This is a genomic window from Streptomyces sp. BL1 (assembly GCF_057628045.1).
Genome location: NZ_JBXYWZ010000002.1, coordinates 6549197 through 6569362 on the forward strand (window position 1 = coordinate 6549197; position 20166 = coordinate 6569362).

Annotated in this window: 16 protein-coding genes; 8 read left to right on the forward strand and 8 right to left on the reverse strand. The window is 73.4% G+C overall.

Translation table 11 applies throughout. The annotated features are described in order from the left end of the window. Nucleotides 1-53 precede the first annotated feature (53 nt). The gene (locus AC3AGO_RS28705; RefSeq protein WP_487823145.1) at nucleotides 54-1133 is read left to right on the forward strand and encodes an ATP-dependent DNA ligase; all 1080 of its coding nucleotides are present in this window, start codon (nucleotides 54-56) and stop codon (nucleotides 1131-1133) included. Nucleotides 1134-1881: 748 nt separating this feature from the next. Here AC3AGO_RS28705 and AC3AGO_RS28710 read toward each other — a convergent pair. The 4 genes from AC3AGO_RS28710 to AC3AGO_RS28725 all read right to left on the reverse strand — a co-directional run bounded on the left by AC3AGO_RS28710 (nucleotide 1882) and on the right by AC3AGO_RS28725 (nucleotide 6548). Continuing rightward, nucleotides 1882-3216 (reverse strand): extracellular solute-binding protein, encoded by a 1335-nt coding sequence (locus tag AC3AGO_RS28710; RefSeq protein ID WP_487823146.1) that lies wholly within the window; start codon nucleotides 3214-3216, stop codon nucleotides 1882-1884. A 337-nt stretch (nucleotides 3217-3553) separates the two neighbouring features. After that, the gene (locus AC3AGO_RS28715) at nucleotides 3554-5023 is read right to left on the reverse strand and encodes an FGGY-family carbohydrate kinase (protein ID WP_487823147.1); all 1470 of its coding nucleotides are present in this window, start codon (nucleotides 5021-5023) and stop codon (nucleotides 3554-3556) included. A gap of 80 nt (nucleotides 5024-5103) precedes the next feature. Then, entirely contained in the window at nucleotides 5104-5922 is an 819-nt protein-coding gene (locus tag AC3AGO_RS28720; protein ID WP_487823148.1) for a DeoR/GlpR family DNA-binding transcription regulator, read from the reverse strand. After that, a complete protein-coding gene (locus tag AC3AGO_RS28725; RefSeq protein WP_487823149.1) occupies nucleotides 5919-6548 on the reverse strand; it encodes a histidine phosphatase family protein in 630 nt (209 codons plus the stop codon). The genes AC3AGO_RS28720 and AC3AGO_RS28725 overlap by 4 nt, the downstream gene beginning before the upstream one ends. A 96-nt stretch (nucleotides 6549-6644) precedes the next feature. Between AC3AGO_RS28725 and AC3AGO_RS28730 the strand changes: the two genes are divergently transcribed. Together AC3AGO_RS28730 and AC3AGO_RS28735 are read left to right on the forward strand one after the other, a co-directional pair. Next, complete coding sequence (locus AC3AGO_RS28730; RefSeq protein WP_487823150.1) at nucleotides 6645-8120, forward strand: FGGY family carbohydrate kinase; 1476 nt, start codon at nucleotides 6645-6647, stop codon at nucleotides 8118-8120. A 458-nt stretch (nucleotides 8121-8578) separates the two neighbouring features. Then, a complete protein-coding gene (locus AC3AGO_RS28735) occupies nucleotides 8579-9094 on the forward strand; it encodes a lytic polysaccharide monooxygenase auxiliary activity family 9 protein (protein ID WP_487823151.1) in 516 nt (171 codons plus the stop codon). Between the two features lie 73 nt (nucleotides 9095-9167). Here AC3AGO_RS28735 and AC3AGO_RS28740 read toward each other — a convergent pair whose 3' ends face one another. Next, a complete protein-coding gene (locus tag AC3AGO_RS28740; protein ID WP_487823152.1) occupies nucleotides 9168-10361 on the reverse strand; it encodes a S1 family peptidase in 1194 nt (397 codons plus the stop codon). Between the two features lie 625 nt (nucleotides 10362-10986). On the opposite strand from AC3AGO_RS28740, the gene AC3AGO_RS28745 reads away from it, so the two are divergent. Continuing rightward, complete coding sequence (locus AC3AGO_RS28745; RefSeq protein WP_487823153.1) at nucleotides 10987-11778, forward strand: nucleotidyltransferase domain-containing protein; 792 nt, start codon at nucleotides 10987-10989, stop codon at nucleotides 11776-11778. Nucleotides 11779-11942: 164 nt separating this feature from the next. Here AC3AGO_RS28745 and AC3AGO_RS28750 read toward each other — a convergent pair whose 3' ends face one another. The 3 genes from AC3AGO_RS28750 to AC3AGO_RS28760 all read right to left on the reverse strand — a co-directional run bounded on the left by AC3AGO_RS28750 (nucleotide 11943) and on the right by AC3AGO_RS28760 (nucleotide 15145). Next, the gene (locus AC3AGO_RS28750) at nucleotides 11943-12320 is read right to left on the reverse strand and encodes a VOC family protein (protein ID WP_487823154.1); all 378 of its coding nucleotides are present in this window, start codon (nucleotides 12318-12320) and stop codon (nucleotides 11943-11945) included. 243 nt (nucleotides 12321-12563) lie between these two features. Then, on the reverse strand, nucleotides 12564-13787 hold the full coding sequence (locus AC3AGO_RS28755; RefSeq protein WP_487823155.1) for an acetyl-CoA C-acetyltransferase: 1224 nt from the start codon (nucleotides 13785-13787) through the stop codon (nucleotides 12564-12566). Nucleotides 13788-14248: 461 nt separating this feature from the next. After that, nucleotides 14249-15145, reverse strand: a complete 897-nt coding sequence (locus AC3AGO_RS28760; protein WP_487823156.1) for a LysR substrate-binding domain-containing protein — start codon at nucleotides 15143-15145, stop codon at nucleotides 14249-14251. Nucleotides 15146-15291: 146 nt separating this feature from the next. Here AC3AGO_RS28760 and AC3AGO_RS28765 point away from each other — a divergent pair, with 146 nt between their 5' ends. The 4 genes from AC3AGO_RS28765 to AC3AGO_RS28780 all read left to right on the forward strand — a co-directional run bounded on the left by AC3AGO_RS28765 (nucleotide 15292) and on the right by AC3AGO_RS28780 (nucleotide 20036). Beyond that, nucleotides 15292-16209 carry a CoA transferase subunit A gene (locus AC3AGO_RS28765; RefSeq protein ID WP_487824860.1) on the forward strand — a complete coding sequence of 306 codons (918 nt, stop codon included), beginning with the start codon at nucleotides 15292-15294 and terminating at the stop codon, nucleotides 16207-16209. After that, entirely contained in the window at nucleotides 16206-17060 is an 855-nt protein-coding gene (locus AC3AGO_RS28770; protein ID WP_487823157.1) for a CoA-transferase subunit beta, read from the forward strand. The genes AC3AGO_RS28765 and AC3AGO_RS28770 overlap by 4 nt, the downstream gene beginning before the upstream one ends. Before the next feature lie 213 nt (nucleotides 17061-17273). Continuing rightward, nucleotides 17274-18794 (forward strand): 3-hydroxyacyl-CoA dehydrogenase, encoded by a 1521-nt coding sequence (locus AC3AGO_RS28775; RefSeq protein ID WP_487823158.1) that lies wholly within the window; start codon nucleotides 17274-17276, stop codon nucleotides 18792-18794. An 81-nt stretch (nucleotides 18795-18875) separates the two neighbouring features. Then, entirely contained in the window at nucleotides 18876-20036 is a 1161-nt protein-coding gene (locus AC3AGO_RS28780; RefSeq protein ID WP_487823159.1) for an acyl-CoA dehydrogenase family protein, read from the forward strand. The last annotated feature ends 130 nt before the right edge of the window (nucleotides 20037-20166 follow it).

The window sequence follows — 20166 nt, forward strand, 5'->3', positions numbered from 1 at the left end:
AGCGGGCCCGCTCCGGCGGGCGGTCCGCGGGCAGGGGACGCAGAATCGCGAACATGGATCTTCCCGTGATGCCGCCCGTGAAACCGATGCTCGCCCGGGCCGCGGCGCGGATCCCCGACGGCATGCAGTACGAGGCCAAATGGGACGGCTTCCGCGGACTGGTCTTCAAGGACGGCGACGAGGTGGAACTCGGCAGCCGCAGCACGAAATCGCTCACGCGCTACTTCCCCGAACTCGTCGCCGCGCTCCGGGAACGGCTCCCCGAACGCTGTGTCCTGGACGGCGAGATCGTCGTCGCGCGCGACGGGCGGCTGGACTTCGACGCGCTGCAGGAGCGGATCCACCCCGCGGAATCCCGCGTACGGAAGCTTGCGTCCGCCCTTCCGGCGTCGTACGTCGCCTTCGACCTGCTGGCGTCCGGTCAGGAGAGCCTGCTGGAGCGCCCGTTGAGCGAACGGCGGGCCGCGCTGGAGGACGTCATGAGCGGTTCCGGTGATCCGGTGTTCCTCGCGCCCGCGACGCGGGACATCGAGGTGGCGCGCGAGTGGTTCGGCCGGTTCGAAGGGGCGGGGCTCGACGGGGTCGTGGCGAAACCGCTCGGGCTGCCGTACCGGCCGGGCGAGCGGGCCATGGTGAAGGTCAAGCACGAACGCACGGCGGACTGTGTGGTGGCCGGTCTGCGGCCGCACCGGACGGGTGAAGGCGTCGGCTCGCTGCTGCTGGGGCTGTACGACGACGAGGGCACGCTGCAGTACGTCGGAGCATGCGGCGCGTTCAGTGACCGGCGGCGGCGTGAACTGCTCGACGAGCTGCGGCCGTTGGTGGCTCGGGTCGAGGAACACCCCTGGGCGGCGTGGCGGGACTCGGCGGCCCACGAGACGGCGCGGCTGCCCGGGGCGCCGCACCGCTGGAACGCGGGCAAGGACCAGGGGTGGGTGCCGTTGACGCCCTCGCGGGTGTGTGAGGTCGCCTTCGACCATGTGCAGGGTGGGCGGTTCCGGCACACGGTGGTCTTTCGGCGGTGGCGGTTCGACCGGGCGGCGGGCTCTTGCGGGTATGGGCAGCTGGAGATTCCTGTGCGGTATTCGTTGGGGGCGGTGTTGGGGGCGGGCGGTGACGGGGCGCGTTCTTGACGCCGGCTCGGGGCGCGGCGTGTTGGGCCCCGGCGCTTGGGCCCTGGTCCCCTTGGGTCCGGGTCCCGTCGGTCCCTGGTCCCCTGCTCCCTGGTCCCTTTGGCGGGCTGTGCCCCGCGCCCCGGGGTGGTGCCCCTTTGCCCCCGGCTGGGCTGTCGGCTTGCGCCTGTTGGGGTGCCCCGGTCCCGCCCCTACCCGTTTCTTCCGGGGGTGCCCGGGCCCCGTTTTCGCGCTTCGCGCGGGAAGGGAGGCGGGGCTGCGCCCCTGCGGCCCGCGCTCCGGGTGGGAAGGGAGGTGGGGTTGCGCCTCTGGCGTTGCGGTCTGTTGGGGTGCGGGTTCGCGCCTGTTGGGTGCCCCGGTCCCGCCCTTACCCGTTTCTCCGGGGGTCCCCGGGGCCCATATTCGCGCTTCGCGCGGGAGGGTAAGGCGGGGCGGCGCCCGGGCCTTGCGGCCCCGTTGGGCTGCGCCCCGCGCCCCGCGGGACGGGGAGGGCCGTGCCCCTGCGCCCTGCGCCTGCGCTTCGTGCGGGGTGGGGAGCGCTCCTGCGCCCGGGCCTTGCAGCCCGTTGGGCTGCGCCCCCGCGCAGCGGCGCACCGCCGCCCCGCGCAGCGGCGCCCCTGCGCTTCGCGCGGGGAGGGGAGCGCTCCTGCGTCCCGGGTGTTGCGGCCTGTTGGGCTGAGCCCGGCGTCCGGCGGCCCGCGCTTCGCGCGGGAGGGAGGCGGGGCTGTGCCCCCGCGCTTCGGGGTGGTCAGGGGGACGGTGCTGTCTTGGATTCGGCTTGGGTTGCTTTGTGTTGGATTTGAGCCAGGGCCTTGGCGGGGTTGCCGGTGGGGGTTACCGCTTCGCCTATCGTGAGGCGGAGTTCGCGGGAGACCGAGGGCCAGGAGGGGCTGCCCAGGGGGTAGAAGACCGCGGAGTCCAGGGAGTCGAGGAAGGGCCGCATCGCGCGCTGTTCGGGCGCGGCGCGCATCGCGTCGGAGGCGGGGACTGTGACGGGCAGCAGGTCGTACTGCTCGGCGTAGTCGCGCACATGGCTCTCGCGGTAGACGAAGTCCAGGAAAGAGCGCACCTGTTCGCGGTGGCCGCGCTGTTTGAAGGCGACCAGCCAGTCCGTGACGCCCGCCGTTTCCGCCGCGGGGCCCGTGCGGCCCGGCAGGGGCGCCGTGCCGAAGTCGACGCCGTTCTCCAGGGCGCGTTCCATGAGCGTGGGGTGGCCGTTGACCATGGCCGCCTTGCCGTGCACGAAGTCGCCGTACGCCTCCTCGCGGTCCGTCGCGGCGGGCGCCTCGCAGGTGAGGCCCTCGCCGACCAGCTTGTCGCGCAGCCACGCGAACGTGGTGCGGTTCTGCTTGGTGTCGATGGTGTAGCCGCCGGCGTCGTCGGTGTAGCCGCTGCCGCCGCCCGCGAGGATCCAGCTGAGCGCCTCGGCCTGGGCGTCCTCGGAGCCGAGCGGCAGGCTGAACGGCGTACGTACGCCCGAGGCGCGCAACGCCTGCGCGTCGTCGTGCAGTTCGTCCCAGGTGCGGGGCGGGGAGGTGAGGCCCGCGCGGGCGAACAGCTTCTTGTTGTAGAAGAGCGCGCGGGTGGCCGCGGCGAACGGGAGCCCGTACTGCACGCGCCGTACCGTTCCGGCGTCCGCTAGGGAGGGCACGAACGACGCCTGGGTGGGGGTGGAGAGCACCTCGGTGGCGCTGTAGAGCTTGCCGCGGGTGGCGTACGGGGCGTAGGAGCCGCCGATTTGGGCGAGGTCGGGGGCCCGTCCGTCGGCGACCATGGCGGCGACCTTCTCGTCGACCTCGTCCCGGTCGTAGATGTCGATGTCGACGGTGATGCCCGGGTGCCGGTGGGTGAACTCCCCGGCGATCCGGTCCCAGTAGCGTTTCGAGCTGTTCCCGGAGCGGTCGCCGTGCTCGGCTACGACGAGCCGCAGTGTCGCCGTGCCGGGTCCGTTACCCGTGGCGGACGTGCCGCAGCCGGTCAGTGCGGCGGTGAGGGTGAATGCCGCTGCGAGCAGTGCCCATTGCCGTGTGTGCCTCTGCCGTGTGTGCCTCTGCCGTGTGTGCCGCTGTCGTGTGTGCCGCACGAGTCCGTCCCCTCCCCGGGTGCCCGGGCCCTCCCCGGGCGTCCGGGGTCCGTGGTGAGTCGGACACGGAGTGTGGCGTGGGTGGGGCCGTCGGTCCAGGGTGGGGGAGGTCTCGCTTCGGTATCGGGTGGGGACGGGGGCCTTGCGGGGTGCGCCCTGTGTGGCGGGTGCCCCGGTCCCGCCCCTACCCGTTTCTTTCGGGGGTGCCCGGGCCCCTTTTCCGCGCTCCGCGCGGGGAGGGAGGCGGGGCTGCGCCCCTGCTGCCTGCGCAGTTCCCCGCGCCCCTTCTTTGCGCCGTTCCCCGCGCCCCTTATTGGCGCTCCCCCCGGCCCCTGGTTCAGCCCTGCAGCCAGCCTCGGTCGCGGAGTTCGGTGGTGAAGCGGGTGTAGGAGGCGTCGAGGGCGGCGCGTTCTGTCTCCACGGGGGTGATCTGGTCGCCGTTGCCCGTCATGGCCTCCGCCGCCTCCGCCAGGGAGCCGTGCAGGGTGTCGGCGGCGGCGAGGAGTGCGGCGCCGAACGCGGTTTCGGCGCGCGGCGCGACCCGTAGGGGTAGGCCGAGGACCGTGGCGCGGATGCGGGTCCAGAGCGGGCTGCGGCTGCCGCCGCCCGCCGCGTGCAGCGGGCCCGTGACGGGGATGCCCAACTCCCGTACGCGCTCCAGCGCGAGGCGTTCCACGAAGGCGACGCCCTCCAGCGCGGCACGGTGCCGGTCCGCCTCGTCGGCGGGCTCACCCAGGGTGAAGCCGCGGGCCTCGCCGCTGAGGAAGGGGAAGCGCTCGCCCTCGCGGCGCAGCGGATAGTGCACATGGGAGGCGGGGCCGCGGCGGGCCGCCGCCGCGTCGAGGGCTGCCAGCCGGTCGCGGGGCACGTCGGCGAGGGCTTCGCCGCCGATGTTGGACGCGCCGCCCGGCAGCCACCAGCCGTCCGGGTGCCGGTGGCTGTAGACGGCGCCCGCCGGGTCGACGGGCAACTCGCGGGCGACGCCCTTCAGTACGTACGTGGTGCCGAGCACGCCCACGAACTGCCCCGGCCGTACAGCGCCGGTGGCGAGCTGGCCCGTACAGCCGTCGGTCATGCCGAGCCGTACCGAGCAGCCCTCGGGCAGGCCCGTCTCGGCAGCGGCCTCCGCGCTGACCGTGCCGCACTCGGTACCGGGGGCCTGTACGGCGGGCAGCCACTCCGCGGGGATGCCCAGCGCGTCGAGGACCTCGCCGGGCCACTCGCCGCGCAGCGGGTCGTAGCCCGTCTTGAGCGCGTGGCTCCAGTCCGTCGCGACCGGTCCGCCCGTCAGTGCGCGGCCGAGGACGTCGGGGGTGTGCAGTACCCGCCGGCCGGGGGCCGCGCCGGACTCCCGCGCGTACCAGGCGACCCGGCCCAGGGCCGCCGTCGGGCCGACCGTCAGCCCCAGCGCGGCCCAGCGTTCCGCGCCGGACTCCTGTGCGCGGGCGTTGAGTTGAGCACCGCGCCGGTCGTCGTACATGAGCGCCGGGCCGAGCGGGCGTCCGTCCGGGTCCGTGAGCACCAGCGTGCCGGAGGTCGCCGAGCAGGCCACCGCGACGACTTCCCGGCCCTGTCCGGGCAGTGCGGACGTCGCCTGGCGCAGCGCCTTCGCGGCGGCGGGCCACCACGTAGCGGCGTCCTGTTCGCTGCGGCCGCCCTCGTTCCGTACGGGCTGCGGGAGTTCGGCGCCGCCCTCCGCGAGGACACGGCCGTGCGCGTCGGCGCACAGCACCCGTACGTGGGCCGTGGCGACGTCGATGCCGGCGACGACCGGGGTGCCGGAGGGGGCGGGGGACGAGGGGCTCATGCTGCGGCGATTCCCTTCTCGTGTGCGGTGAGGCTCATCGTGTCTGTGAACTTCACACGCAGGGGTTTATACGGTGGGGCTCACGCGCCGGGTGCGATCCGTACGTCCGTCTGCTCGCGCAGCTCGGTCAGCAGGGGTTCGTCGATCCGGTCGTCGACCACGACATGGTCGAAGTCGGCGACGGGGCACAGCCGGTGGAGCGCCGTACGGGCCGTCTTCGAGTGGTCCATCAGCAGCGCCGTGCGCGTACCGGCGCCCAGCATGGCCCGCTTGACCAGCACCACGTCCTGCTCCTGGTGGTAGGTCATGCGCGCGTTCATGGCCGAGGTGCTCACCAGCACCAGGTCCACGGCCATCGCCTCGACCGCCTCCACGCAGGGCACGCCCAGATAGGAGTCGTGCGTGTGCGAATACTCGCCGCCCAGGGCGATCAGCCGGATCTCCTCGTGCCCGGCGAACACGTCGACCACCCGGCGCGCGTTCGTCAGCACCGTCAACGGGCCTGTACCGGGCAGCAGTCGGGCCAGTGCGAGCGCGGTCGTCGAGTCGTCGATCATCACCGACATGCCGGGCTCCACCAGCCGCGCGGCCTCCCGCGCGATGGCTTCCTTCTCGGTGATGTGCACGCCGAGCCGGTAGTCGAGGTTGCTCTCGAAGACGCTGGACGGCAGCGCCGACACCCCGCCGCGGAAGCGCCGCAGCACCCCGCGCCGGGACAGCTCGTCCAGATCGCGGTGGACGGTCATCACGCTGACGCCGGTCAGCGACGCGAGCTCGGTGACGGTCACCGTGCCCTGGTCCAGGACGTGTTCGGAGATGGCCTGGCGGCGCTGCTCCTGCGAGCGCGCCGAACCGGCGGGCGCGGACCGGTCCGTACCGGACGCCTGACGGGCCGTCATGAAGCGCTCCCCGTCGGCACGTTGAGGGAGCGCAGCGCGGCGCGGCCGCCCTCCTCCTTGTCCAGCTCCAGCTCGGTGACCGCGGCGTTGTCCAGCCGGGGCAGCACCAGCCGGTACCGGCCGAGGGGGATGCCCAGCAGTGCGCACAGGCCGATGCGCAGCGCGGAGTTGTGCGCGACGACCAGCACCGTACGGTCCGGGTGGCCGCCGGCCAGCTCGCGCAGGGCTCCGCACACCCGGGCCGCCGCGTCCCGTACCGGCTCGGCGCCGGGGAACGCGCCGAGCTCCGCGTCCTCCCGGAACGCCCGCAGCACCTCCGGGTCCTCCGCCGCCATCTCCGCCGTCGTACGGCCCTCGCCCCAGCCGAAGTCCACCTCCCGCAGCCCCTCGGCCACTTCGGGCTCCAGACCGAGCGCCTCGGCGACCGGCTGCGCGGTGAGCCGGGCGCGGCTGAGCGGGGAGCAGGCCAGCGCGTCCACGCCGCCCCTGCGCACCGTCCAGGCGGCCAGCTCGCGCGCCTGCCGTGCGCCCTCGTCGGTGAGCGGGACGTCGGTGATCCCCGCATAGCGGTTCTCGGCGTGCCATGTCGTCTGTCCATGGCGTACGAGCAGCAGCCGGGCGGTCATCGTGGCCTGTCCTTCCCTTGCCTCTTCACGTCAACTACGTTAAATCTAACAGCATCTGTGTGGCAACGAGGCTACGGCGAAACGGAGAAACAGGACATGACGGTCATTCTCGGCGTCGATATCGGCACCTCCGTCACGAAAGCCGTGGCCTTCGACCGCGACGGACACGCCCTGCACTCCGCGGCCCGCCGCTCCACCCTCGCCCGCGCCCCCGGCGGCATCGTCGAGCAGGACCTCGGTGAAGTCCTGCGCACCGTCGGCGAAGTCGTCCGCGAGGTCGCGGGGCAACTCCCCTGTGACCCGGTCGCGTTGGCCCTCACCGGACAGGGCGACGGGCTGTGGCTGCGGGACGCCGAAGGGCGTCCCGTACGCCCGATGATCTCCTGGATGGACGGCCGCGCCGCGGACACCGTCGCCGCCTGGCAGCAGGACGGCACCGTCCAACAGGTGTACGGGCACACCGGATCCGGCATGTTCCCCGGCTGTCACGCCCCGCTGCTGCGCTGGCTGAAGGAACACGAACCGGACAGTCTGGAGCGCGCCGCCGTCGCCGGATACTGCGTGGACGCTGTCGCCCAGCACCTCACCGGCACCACGGGAGTCGACGCCTCCGACGCCACCCTCCCCTTCCTCGACCCCGCGACGCGCACCTACTCGGCCGCGGCCCTCGACGCCTGCGGCATCGCCGACCTGGCGCGGCTGCTGCCCGAGCCCGCCGCGCCCGGCACCGTCCTCGCCCTCGGCCCGCGCGGTGCCGAACTCCTCGGCCTGCCCGCCGGGTTGCCGCTCACCGCAGGCCCGTACGACCTGCCCGCCTGCGCCCTCGGCAGCGGAGTGCGGGAGGTGGGCGAGGGGCTACTCACCGTCGGTACGACCCTGGCCTGCCAGGTGCTCACGGACCGGATACCGGGCGCCGCCGCGCGCGGACCGGGCGCCGAACCCGCCGGCATGTGGCTGTGCACCCCCGACACCGGCAGGTGGCTGCGGGCCATGCCCGCCATGACCGGTACGGCCGGCATCGACTGGGCGCTGGCCACCGTGGGGGCCGAAACGGCCGACCTGGAAGGGTTGTTGGAGCGGAGCCCCGCGGGTGCCTCCGGCGTCACCGCGCTGCCGTTCCTCTCCGAGGCGGGGGAGCGGGCGCCGTTCGTCGCGCCGGGCGCCCGGGCCGGATTCGACGGCATCAGCCTCGCGCACGGACCCGCCGACCTGGTGCGCGCCATGTGCGAGGGCGTCGGCTACGCGGCGCGGCACTGCCTGGAGGCCGCGGGTCTCTCCGGCCAACTCGCCGCGTGCGGCGGGGGAACGCGCTCCCGCGGCTGGATGCGCACCTTCGCCGACATCCTCGGCCGGCCCGTACGGATCCCCGCGGAGGCCGAGGTCGGCGCGAAGGGTGCGGCCCTCGTCGCGCGGAGCTTCCTGGGCGACCCCGTGGACGAGGAGCGCTGGCACGCCGGGCACGAGGTGATCGAGCCGGATCCGCGGCACCGCGCGCTGTACGAGGCCGGGTACGCCGCGTACCGCGAGACCCTGGAGTGGACCCGGCCCCGCTGGGACGCCGTGCCGGCGTGACGCGGCCCCGGCGTTACGCCGTTCCCCTGTGATGCCGTTCCCGTGTGACGCCGTTCCCCTGTGACGCTGTTCCCGTGTGACCGCTGCTTCTCCGTGACCGCCGCGGGTCCGGCCTTCCGGGGTCCGCCGCGGTGCGACCCGGCGCGGCTCCGCGCCTTCGCGTACCGGTCCTTCCGCGTACCGGCCCTGTGCGACCTGCGGCCCCGCCCGTTCCTGCGACGCGTGCCAACTCCCGTGTCTGCCGCTGGTCTTGACCAATTCCGGGGGAGCGCTAAAGTCTGGACCAGTCGGCGCACGGTGCCCTCGCGGCGCTGCGGCACCTTCTTCCGCACGGCTTCACGTACGGCTTCACGCACGGCTCCACCGCTCGTCCCCGCGATGTCGTTCCCGCGGTGACGCAGCACACCCCCCATACACGAGACGCCCCTCCCCGGGCGGCTCACCGTGAAGGAGTTGGCATGCACAAGAAGCGCAGGATCGCCGCTCTCCTCGGGGCCGGCATGGCCCCGGTTCTCGTCCTCACCCTCCCCGCAGCGCAGGCCAGCGCGCACGGGTACGTGTCGAACCCGCCCAGCCGTCAGGCCCAGTGCGCCGCAGGCACCGTCGAGTGCGGCTCCATCAAGTACGAACCGCAGTCCGTCGAAGGGCCCAAGGGCCTGACGAGCTGCAGCGGCGGCAACGAGGGCTACAAGGAGCTCGACGACGACAGCAAGGGCTGGAAGGTCACCCCCGTCGGCAAGACGGCGAACTTCCAGTGGAAGCTGACGGCACGTCACGCCACCAGCACCTGGCAGTACTTCGCCGGCGGCAAGAAGATCGCCGAGTTCAACGACAACGGCGCGAAGCCGGGCGAGACCGTCACCCACTCGGTCAACTTCGGTGACCTGTCCGGCAAGCAGAAGGTGCTCGCGGTGTGGAACATCGCCGACACCTCCAACGCCTTCTACGCCTGTACGGACGTCCAGGTCGGCTGACCGCCGCGCCTGTCACACCTGGCCCCGGGTACGGGAGGGGAAGTTCCCCGTACCCGGGGCGCCCAGTCACTGGTCACTGGCCGCTGGTGCCGAGCTGTGCGTCGGTCGCTTCGAGGGCCGTGGTGACCGGCTGGAAGAACGTCTCGCCGCCCTGGGTGCAGTCGCCGCTGCCGCCGGACGTGAGGCCGACCGCCGCGTCGCCGGAGAACATCGCGCCGCCGCTGTCGCCCGGTTCGGCGCACACGTCGGTCTGTATGAGGCCGTCGACGATGTCGCCGTTGCCGTAGTTGACGGTGGCGTTCAGCCCGGTGACGGTGCCGTCCGACACTCCGGTGGTGCTGCCGCTGCGCTGCACCTTCATACCGACGGCCGCCTCCTCGGCGCGGGTGATCTCCTGCTGTGCGTCGCCCACGGTGACGGCGCTGGGCGGGGCCGCGGCCGGGTCGTCGTACCGTACGAGCGCGAAGTCGCTCTCGGGGAACCGGGATTCGGCGACGGTGCCCAGCGGCGTCTGCCCCTGCTCGTCGGACGTCCAGGCGGCGGAGGCGTTGCCGCAGTGTCCCGCGGTGAGGAAGGCGGGGGCGCCGTCGAGGGACACGTTGAAGCCGAGTGAACAGCGCGCGCCGCCGCCGAAGACGGCGTCACCGCCTGCCGGGCCCTCGCCCGCGGCGGGAGTGCCGGCGCCGTGGCCGCCACTGCCCTGGGAGCCGCTTCCGCCCTGGCCCCCGCTGCCGTCCTGCCCGCCGCTCTGGCTGCCGCCGTCGCCCTGGCCGCCGTTGTCGTGGAAGGGGCGGAACTCGCCCCGGGAGCGTTTGACCGTGACGGTTTCCGCCAACCGGTCTGTGGTGCGGCGCAGTTCGGCCATTCCGGCCCCGTCCACCGTACGGTCGGCGAGCACGACGACCTTGTTGGTTCTCGGGTCGGCCGACCAGGCGGTGCCGGGTACGGCCGCCTTCGCGGAGAGGGTGCCGGCGGCGGACGTCAGCTCGGCCTTGCTGTTGCGGACGACGCGTGCGGTGCCGCCCTGTTCGCGTACCCGGTCGGCCGCCTCGTCGTCGAGGACGTTCATCACCAGCCGGCCGCGGTCACCGTCGAAGTACCAGCCCGCACCCTTGGCACCGAGCTCCGAGGTGAGCCCGCTGCCGAGGGTGGCAGCATCCCGCACTGTGAGGGTCCGGCGGTCCGGCCCGGGGCCGCCGGGCCCGGCATTCGCATACGGCAGCATGATCACCGCCGCCGCGAGTGCGGCAGCGCTGGCTCCGGCCATGACATAGGGCCTCTTGCTCTTCCGGCGGTGCGTCACTGCTGCCTCCTGTGCTGCGTGCCCGTGGGGCGTACGTGTGTGGGGGCGTATCCGGGGCGTACGTGTTCGGGACCTACCGGTGAGGGGTGTGCGGCCGCAGGGGGTGACCGGGGCGACCGCACGCCGTGCCTCGCCGAACAGGAGTACAGGGCGGGGCAGTTGCCCGGTGAGGAGCACTCACGATGCGCGCGATACGGGGGACGGGCGGGTGCCGCGGGTGTAGGCTCCCGCGCCGCGCGGGACGCCGCGGGGCGGCGTGGTGCGAGCGGAACCCTGCCGCGCCGCGCGGGCCCTACGGGCGTCGTGCGGCGGGGCGGAACCCTCGCGTGTCGCGTGGGCCCTCCGGGTGCTGCTTGTCGGCGCGGGAACTTTCCCGCGCCGCGTGGGCCCTCCGGGCGGCGCCGTGCGGCGGAGCGGAATCCTCGCGTGCCGCGCGGGGCCCTCCGGGGGCTGTGCGCCGGGAACTCTTGCTGTCGGGCGGGGTCCTCCGGGTGCTGTGCGTGTGCGCGGCCCCGTGCCGGGGCGAGACCCTCGCGCGCCGTGCGGCCCCTCGGGCCGCCGAGTGCCGGGGCGGCCTATGCTCGCGGTGATGAACGCCTACGACGACCACGACTTCCCGTACCACGTCGTGGACCGCCTCGCGGCCCTCCCCGGAGTGGAGGCCGTGACGCTCGGCGGGTCACGCGCCGCCGGCACTCACCGGCCGGACAGCGACTGGGACTTCGCCGTCTACTACCGCGACGGCTTTTCGCCCGACGCGCTGCGCGCCGTCGGCTGGGAGGGCGAGGTCTCCGGGATCGGCGAGTGGGGCGGAGGCGTGTTCAACGGCGGCGCGTGGCTCACGGCAGACGGACGGCACATCGACGTCCACTACCGCGATCTCGCCGACGTGGAGCACCAGTTGGCGGAGGCCCGCGAGGGGCGGTTCGGCATCGAACGGCTGATGTTCCACCTCGCCGGCATCCCCACGTACCTCGTGGTGGCCGAACTCGCCGTGAACCGCGTGCTGTACGGGGAGATGCCCCGCCCCGACTACCCGGAGGCGCTGCGCCGCACCGCCACGGACGTGTGGTGGGGGAACGCCCGCTTCACCCTCGACTACGCGCGGGCGGCCCACGCCGAACGCGGCCGTCTCTCCGACACGGCGGGCGCGATCGCCACCGCCGCCTGCCAGGCCGCGCACGCGGTGCTCGCGGCGCGCGGCGAGTGGGTCACCAACGAGAAGCAGCTCGTCGACCGGGCGGGGCTGCGCGCTGTCGACGGGGTGTTGGCGGGTCTCGGCCCGGGCCCCGATGCGCTTACCGCGGCCGTGGACGAGGCGGCGGCGTTGCTGGCGCGTGCGGTTGAGGCCGGACGCGACTTGTGGCGTTACGAGACTTGAGGGGCGCGGTTGCGGTTGCGCTTTGGGTTTGCGCAGTTCCCCGCGCCCCTTGTCTCGGGGCTTCGCCCCTCTGCGCAGTTCCCCGCGCCCCTTTTTCTCGGGGCTTCGCCCCTCTGCGCAGTTCCCCGCGCCCCTTTCTCGGGGCCCGGGTCCGATTGGTGGCGTTACGTGGTTTGAGGGGGTGTGTGGCAGACCGCTTCCACGTTGTTGCCGTCCGGGTCGCGGACGAACGCGCCGTAGTACGTCTCGTGATACTCGGGGTGCACGGCCGGCGCGTGCAGGGACTCGTATCCGGCGCCCACCGCGGCCTCGTAGAACGCGTCGACCGTCTCGCGGTCGGGTGCCGCGAAAGCGACATGGAGCTCGGGGCGGCTGTCCTCCTCTGTGGCCGGGACCAGCCAGAGGGTGTGGGCCGTGGTGCCGAAACAGACGAGCTCGCCGAACTCCTTCACGCGTTTGGCGCCCAGCGGTGCCAGGGCGATGTCGTAGAAGGCCGCAGCGGCGGCCACATTCCGTACCGGGATGCCGAAGTGGTCCAACATGCGGGGAGCTTCGCATGGGAGCCGTGCCATGTCGCCGGATTTCCCCGGGGTGCGGCCCCGCCCGACGGGGCCTCGGGCCCGGGCCGGCTGTTATCCCGGCAGGCCGCCGAGGGCGCAGCGCATCACGAGTTCGTCGCCGGCGTGCAGGATCAGCGGGCGGGTGCGGTTGCGCTCGGGTTTGCGCCGTTCCCCGCGCCCCTTATTTGCGCCGTTCTCCGCGCCCCCGGGTCTCGGTGCTCGTTGTCAGTTTTCTGCTCGTTCGAAGATTGCGGCCAGGCCCTGGCCGCCGCCGATGCACATGGTTTCCAGGGCGTAGCGGGCCTCTCGGCGTCGTACTTCGTGGGCGAGGGTGGTGAGGATTCGGGCGCCGGTGGCGCCGACCGGGTGGCCGAGGGAGATGCCGGAGCCGTTCACGTTGACGCGCTTCTCGTGGTCGTCGTCGGTGAGGCCCAGTTCCCGTGTGCAGGCGAGGACTTGGGCGGCGAAGGCCTCGTTGAGCTCGATGAGGTCGAGGTCGGCGACGGACAGTCCGACCCGGTCCAGCGCCCAGCGGGTGGCGCCCACCGGGCCCAGGCCCATCGTCGCGGCGGGCACACCGGCCCGGGCGAAGGACACCAGCCGCAGCAGGGGTGTGAGGCCCAGGCGGCGGGCCGTCTCCGCGCTGGTGACGAGGCAGGCCGCGGCGGCGTCGTTCTGGCCGCTGGCGTTTCCCGCGGTGACCGTCGCCTCCGGGTCCTCCTTGCCCAGTACGGGGCGCAGCGCGGCGAGTTGCTCGGCCGTGGTGCCGGGTCGCGGGTGTTCGTCGGTGTCCACGACGGTGTCCGCCTTGCGGCCGTGGACGGTGACCGGCAGCGTCTCCTCCGCGAACCGGCCTTCTTCCAGGGCCTGTCCGGCCCGCCGCTGCGAGCGCAGGGCCAGCGCGTCCTGGTCGGCGCGCGAGATCGCGTACGTACGGCGCAGGTTCTCCGCCGTCTCGAGCATGCCGCCGGGCACCGGGTGGTGCATGCCGCCGGCCGTGACGCGGCCGCGGGCGAGGGAGTCGTGCAGCTGGAGGCCGGGGCCCTTGATGCCCCAGCGGCCCTCGTGCGTGTAGTAGGGCGCGGCGCTCATCACCTCGACGCCGCCCGCGATGACGACTTCGCTGAACCCGGACCTGATCTGCATCGCCGCGTCCAGCACCGCCTGGAGTCCGGACCCGCACCGGCGGTCGACCTGCGTGCCCGTGACCGTCTGCGGCAGCCCGGCGTCCAGCGCGGCCACCCGGCCGATGGCCGGGGCGTCCGAACTCGGGTACGCCTGGCCGAGGATGACCTCGTCCACCTGGTGCCCGTCGAGCCCCGCGCGTTCCACGATCCCGGCGATCACCAGGGCGGCGAGCGCGGCCGGGCGCTGTCCGGAGAGGGCGCCGCCGAACCGGCCGATGGGGGTGCGCAGCGGGTGGCTGATGACGATGTCGCCCGAGTCCACGGTCGGAGCCCTTCGACGGCGGGGTTGCTGACGCGCCGACCCTGGCACCGTACGGTGCGGTGGGTCCAATACCGGTTCCGTATCGCACTGAGACGAGCGGGGGGGGGCGAGTGCGGGGGCGATCGCGCGCGGACGGTGCCGGGACGCGTTCCGGAAGCGCCCGGGCCGCGCGGCGGACGAGCATGGGGACGCATCCCGCGAGCGCCCGGACCCCCAGCGCCCCGACCTCAAGAGCCTGGACCGCGGGAGCCCGGACTGCGAGCGCCCGGACCGCGACCGCCCGGCCCGTGAACGCCCTTCCCGCGGGCTCCCGGACTGCGAGCGGACGGGCACTGCGGCGCACGCCGGGGAGCGGCCGACCCGCGAGTCCGTCGGCCCGCGAGCCCGCCGGCAAGTCGCATCCCGCCAAGCCGCATCCCGCCAAGCCGCATCCCGGCAAGTGGCGTACGGAGCGCGGCAGTTCAGTTCTCGGGCGTCGGCAGGGCCTCCTCGGCGACGGCGAGGACGGCGCGCAGTGCGGCGGACGGGTTGTCCGTACGCCAGGCCAGCGCGGCCTCCTGCACGACCGGCGGGCCGGACAGCGGCCGGTAGACGAGGCCCGTCTGCTGGATGTGCATACAGGAGGTGAGGGTGAGCGTCACGCCGACGCCCATCGCGACCAGCGCGAGGATCGTGTACGAGTCGGGCGCCTCCTGCACGATGCGGGCGCTGTGTCCCGCGTCCTCGCACGCCTGGAGCATGCAGTCGCGCAGGCTGGAACCGGCGTTGGACGGGAAGCTGACGAACGGCTCGCCCGCCAGGTCGGCTACGGCTATCCGGTCGCGCTGCGCCAGCCGGTGATCGGCGGGCAGCGCGCAGACCAGCTCCTCCTGGTCGATCACCCGTGTCGCGACGCCCGGTTGGGGCGCCGGCATGCGGACGAAGCCGAGGTCGAGGGAGCCGTCCGCGACCCGGGCCAGCGCCCTGTTCGCGTACGTCTGGCCCTGCATGACGAGTTCGATGCCCGGGTGCGCGGCCCGTACGGCGCGGGTGAGCAGCGGGAGCGTGGTGTGGCTGGAGGCCCCGGCGAAGCCGACGCTGACCCGCCCGTACTCGCCGCGGCCCGCGGCCTGCGCGACGCGGGTGGCGATCTCCAGGTCCTCCAGGACCGTACGCACCGGCTGGAGGAAGGCCTCGCCGGCGCTCGTCAGCCGTACGGACCGGGTGCTGCGCTCGAAGAGCTGCACTCCCAGGCCCCGTTCCAGCTGCCGGATCTGCTGGCTGAGCGGCGGCTGCGCCATGTGCAGCCGCTTCGCCGCGCGCCCGAAGTGCAGCTCCTCGGCTACGGCGACGAAGGAGGACAGATGGCGCAGTTCCACGGCAGGTCCGCTCCTCGTCGAGCCGGTCTGGATGTGAAAGAGGCCCGGCGGGAGCCGATTGAGCTGCCGGGCGTCTCAAACTGACCCTAATTCGGTATTGGACCCGGATCAATGGGTGCTGACAGCGTGCGGCTGTGGACAAAACGATGACCATGCGGGACGCCGTGGCCGCGTACGTGCGGGACGGTGACACCGTTGCCCTGGAGGGCTTCACCCACCTCATCCCCGTCGCCGCGGGCCACGAGATCATCCGGCAGGGCCGCCGCGACCTGACCGTGGTCCGGATGACCGCCGACATCGTCGTCGACCAGATGCTGGCGGCCGGCTGCGTACGCCGGCTGGTCTCGTCCTTCGTCGGCAACTCCTCGGCGGGTGCGCTCGGTGAGCTGCGCCGCAGAGTGGAGCGGGCGGATCCGGAACCGCTGGAGTTCGAGGAGTACAGCCACTACGGGCTGCTGTGCCGCTACCTCGCCGGGGCGCAGCGGCTGCCCTTCTACCCGCTCCGCTCGTACGGCGGCAGCGATCTGCCGCAGGTCAACCCGGCGCTGCGGAAGGTCACTTCGCCCTATCCGGGCCCTGACGGCGGCGAGGAGCAGATCTACGTGGTGCCGCCCGTCACCCCCGACGTGACGATCGTGCACGCGCAGCGCGCCGACCGGCGCGGCAACACGCAGATCTGGGGCCTCACCGGCGTACAGGCCGAGGCCGTGTTCGCGGCGCGGCGGGCCGTGGTGACCGTCGAGGAGATCGTCGACGACGACGTCGTGCGCTCCGACCCGAACCGTACGGTGATCCCCGCGCACGCCGTGGACGCCGTGGTGGCCTGCCCGCGCGGCGCCCATCCGTCCTTCGCGCAGGGCTACTACGACCGCGACAACGCCTTCTACCGCGCCTGGTCGGGCATCAGCCGCGACAAGGAGCGGCTGGACGCGTGGCTGGCGGAGTGGGTGTACGGGACGGAGGACCACGCCGCGTACGTGGACAAGCTCGGCGAGGCGGAATGGGAGCGGCTGGCCGTCGGCGAGGCGATGAGCCTGCCGGTGAACTACGGGAGGCGGATATGAGCGCGGAGGCGCGTACGGGGGCGAGTCCGGCTGTGGGTCCCGGCGGGGGTGCGGCCGGGGACGGGGCCGGGGCGGTCGAGGGCGCGGCCGGGGGCTCGGTCACCTCGTCCGAGCTGCTGTCCGTCGTGGCCTCCCGCGAACTCGCGGGCCGGCGCACGGTGTTCGCCGGGATCGGGCTGCCGACGCTGGCCGCTTCCCTCGCGCATCTGACCGTCGCGCCCGGGCTGGAGATCGTGTACGAGTCCGGGGTGTGCGGCGCCCACCCGGAGCGGCTGCCGGAGACCATCGCCGACGCGGTCCTGATCACCGGCGCCGAGGCGGTGCTGTCCATGCCGACGCTGTTCGGCTCCGTGCTCCAGGGCGGGCACATCGACGTCGGCTTCCTCGGCGCGGCGCAGATCGACCGGTGGGGGAACCTCAACACCTCCGTCATCGGCGACTGGGAACGCCCCGACGTCCGGCTGCCCGGCTCCGGCGGCGCCGCCGAGGTGATGGCCAACTCGCGGGAAGTGTTCGTCGTCATGCGCCGGCACACCCCGCGATCCCTCACCGGACAGCTCGACTTCTGTACGTCGCCGGGGCCCGACCGGGCGCTGGAGGACGGCATCAGCCCCCTGGGGGCCGGCGTCACCCGCGTCATCACGGAGCTCGGCGTCCTCGCCCGCGAGGGGGTGGGGGAGGAGCTGCGGCTGGTCGCCGTGCAGCCCGGCGTGACCGCCGACGAGGTACGGGAAGCGACCGGGTGGGAGCTTGCCGTCGCGGACACGGTTCGCGCGGTGGGCGCGCCGGGCGCGGACGAACTGCGGTTGCTGCGGGAGTCGGTGGATCCGGAACGGGTCTACCTGCGGTAGGTGTGTCGTGTGTGCCGCGTCGTGTGCCCCTTGCCACGGGTGGGCGGGTGCGGTCCGCGTGTGGATTGCGCAGTTCCCCGCGCCCCTGTCGGGGCGTGCAGCTCACGCTGTGGGTTTGCGCAGTTCCCCGCGCCCCTATTGGTGCGCGGTTCCCCGTGTCTCTGTCGGGGCGCGGTTTCTTGACGGTGTCTGGTTGAGAGGGCGGGAGGCCTTATGCGGGTCAGGGTTGTCGGGGCGGGCGTGATGGGGCGGGGGATCGCCCAGTGGGCCGTGACGGGCGGGCACACCGTCGAACTGGCCGACGCGCGCCCCGAGTCGGTCGGCGAGGCGTGCGACTTCGTCGCGGGCATGCTGGAGCGGGCCGTGGCGAAGGGCCGGATGACCGCGCCGGAGGCGGAGGCCGCGCGGACCCGGCTGGTGCCGCTGGACTCGCCGTACGCGGCGGGGGAGTCAGCGCCGGAGCTGGTGATCGAGGCCGTACGGGAGGACCTGGACACCAAGGCGGAGGTCTTCACCGGGCTGGAGAAAGTGCTGCCGGTGCGGACCCTGTTCGCCACCAACACGTCCTCGCTGTCGGTGACGGAGATCGGCGCACGGCTGGCCGATCCGGGGCGGCTCGCGGGCCTGCACTTCTTCAATCCCGTCCCGCTGATGAAGATCGTCGAGGTGGTGCCGGGAGCGGACACCCGGGCCGAACTGCCGCACCTGCTCGCCGAGTTCGTGGAGGGGTGCGGGCACCGGGCCGTGACCGTCGCCGACACGCCGGGCTTCCTCGTGAACCACGCGGGCCGCGGACTCGTCACGGAGGCCCTCGCCCTGCTGGAGGAGAACACGGCCGATGCCGCGTCGATCGACCGGGTCGCCCGCGACGTACTGGGGCTGCGCATGGGCCCGTTCGAGCTGATGGACCTCACCGGGCTCGACGTGACGGCCTCCGTCACCGACACCGTGTGGCGGGGCTTCCGGCACTCCGACCGGCTGCGGCCCTCCTCGCTGACCGCGAACCGCGTCACCGCGGGCCTGCACGGCCGCAAGACGGGCCGCGGCTGGTACGCGTACGACGCTGACGGGCGGCAGGACGTGCCCGCCGAACCGGCCGTGACGGGCGACGCCGGGCGGGCCGTCACGGTGGCCGGCGACGGGCCGGACGCCGAGCGGCTGCGGCACGTACTGCGCGCGGAGGGCGTCCAGTTCGCCCCGCAGGGAAGTGCGGAGGCGCTGGTGCTCGCGCCCGTGTGGGGCGGCACCGTCGCCGACGCCGTCGCCTCGGAGGGGCTGCCACCGGAGCGCACCGTGGGCGTCGACCCCCTGTCGGCGGAGGCCGAACCGGGCACGGGGCGCCGGGTGTTCGCCGTGACACCGGCGACGGACGGGGACGTACGGCGTGATGCCGCGGCCGTCCTCGCGCGGGGCGGAGCGGCGGTCACCGTCGTACGGGACGGCCCGGGGTCCGTCGCGCAGCGGCTGCTGGCGTCCGTCGTGTCGGTGGCCGCGTCCATCGCCGAGCGCGGCATCGCGACACCCGAGGGCATCGACCTCGCGGTCACCGCGGGCCTCGGTTACCCGTACGGGCCGCTCGCCTGGGGCCAACGGGTGGGCCCGGCACGGATGCTGACGCTGCACCAGAACCTGTACGCCACGACCGGCGACCCCCGCTACCGCCCCACCCGGTGGGTCACCGAACGCGCCCGGCTCGGGCTGCCCCTGACCGCGCCGATGCCGGACCTGGCCTGACGCCGGGTCGCCGTACGGCACTGACCCGCCCGTACGGCCCGGGCACACGAGGAACTCAGCACACGAGGAGTGGAACACCCCATGGACATACGGGACTTCGGGCTCACCGAGACCCAGCGCGACGTCCGCGACATGGCGCGGGACTTCGTCGACGCGGAGATCGTGCCGCACATCCGCGACTGGGACCGGGCCGAACAGGTCGACCCCGGCATCGTGAAGCGCCTAGGCGAACTCGGCTTCCTCGGCCTCACACTCCCCGAGGAGTACGGCGGGGTGGAGGCCGACATGCTGTCGTACATCCTCGCCACGGAGGAGCTGGGGCGCGGCGACTCCTCCGTGCGGGGCATCGTCTCGGTCTCCCTGGGCCTGGTCACCAAGACCATCAACGCGTACGGCACGGACGCGCAGAAGGCTTACTGGCTGCCGCAGTTGACCAGCGGCGACGCGCTCGGGTGCTTCGCGCTGACCGAACCGGGCACCGGCTCCGACGCCGGGTCGCTCAGCACCCGCGCCCGCCGTGACGGGGACGACTGGATCCTCGACGGCGGCAAGATGTTCATCACCAACGGCAACGTCGCCGACGTCGCGCTCACCTTCGCCCGCACCGGCGAGGACGGCATCACCGCCTTCCTCGTGCCCACGGACAGCGCCGGCTTCACCGCCACCGAGATCAAGGGCAAGCTCGGCCTGCGCGGCCAGGCCACCGCCGAACTCACCTACGAGGGCGTACGGGTGCCCGACTCCGCCCGCCTCGGCGAGACCGGCCGCGGCCTCGGCATCGCCCTCGGCGCACTGTCGCGCGGCCGGATCTCGGTGGCCGCCGGCTCCGTCGGACTCGCCCAGGGCGCGCTCGACGCGGCCGTCCAATATGCGGGCGAACGCGAGCAGTTCGGGAAACCGATCGCCTCGTTCCAGCTGGTGCAGGAGCTGCTCGCGGACTCCGCCGTGGACGTACGGGCCGCGCGGCTGCTCACCCACCAGGTCGCGCGGATGGCCGACGCGGGCGTCTCCCCGAAGGAGTACGCGACGGAGGCGTCCATCGCGAAGTACCACGCGAGTGAGGCGGCTGTGCGGGTCAGCAACAACTGTCTGCAGGCGTTCGGGGGTTACGGCTTCATCGACGAGTATCCGGTGGGGAAGTATCTGCGGGATGCGCGGGTGTTGACGCTTTATGAGGGGACGAGTCAGGTGCAGAAGCTGATTATTGGGCGGGCGCTTACGGGGGTTGACGCGATGACGTGACGCGGGGCGCGGTGCGCCCACGGTTGACGGGCCAACCCCCTTGCGGGGCGCGGGCGTTGCGTGCGGGGTGCGTTCCCTGCGCGGGTGCGGTTCCGGTGTGCCCACCCGTTCCGCCCCTGCGGAACGACTG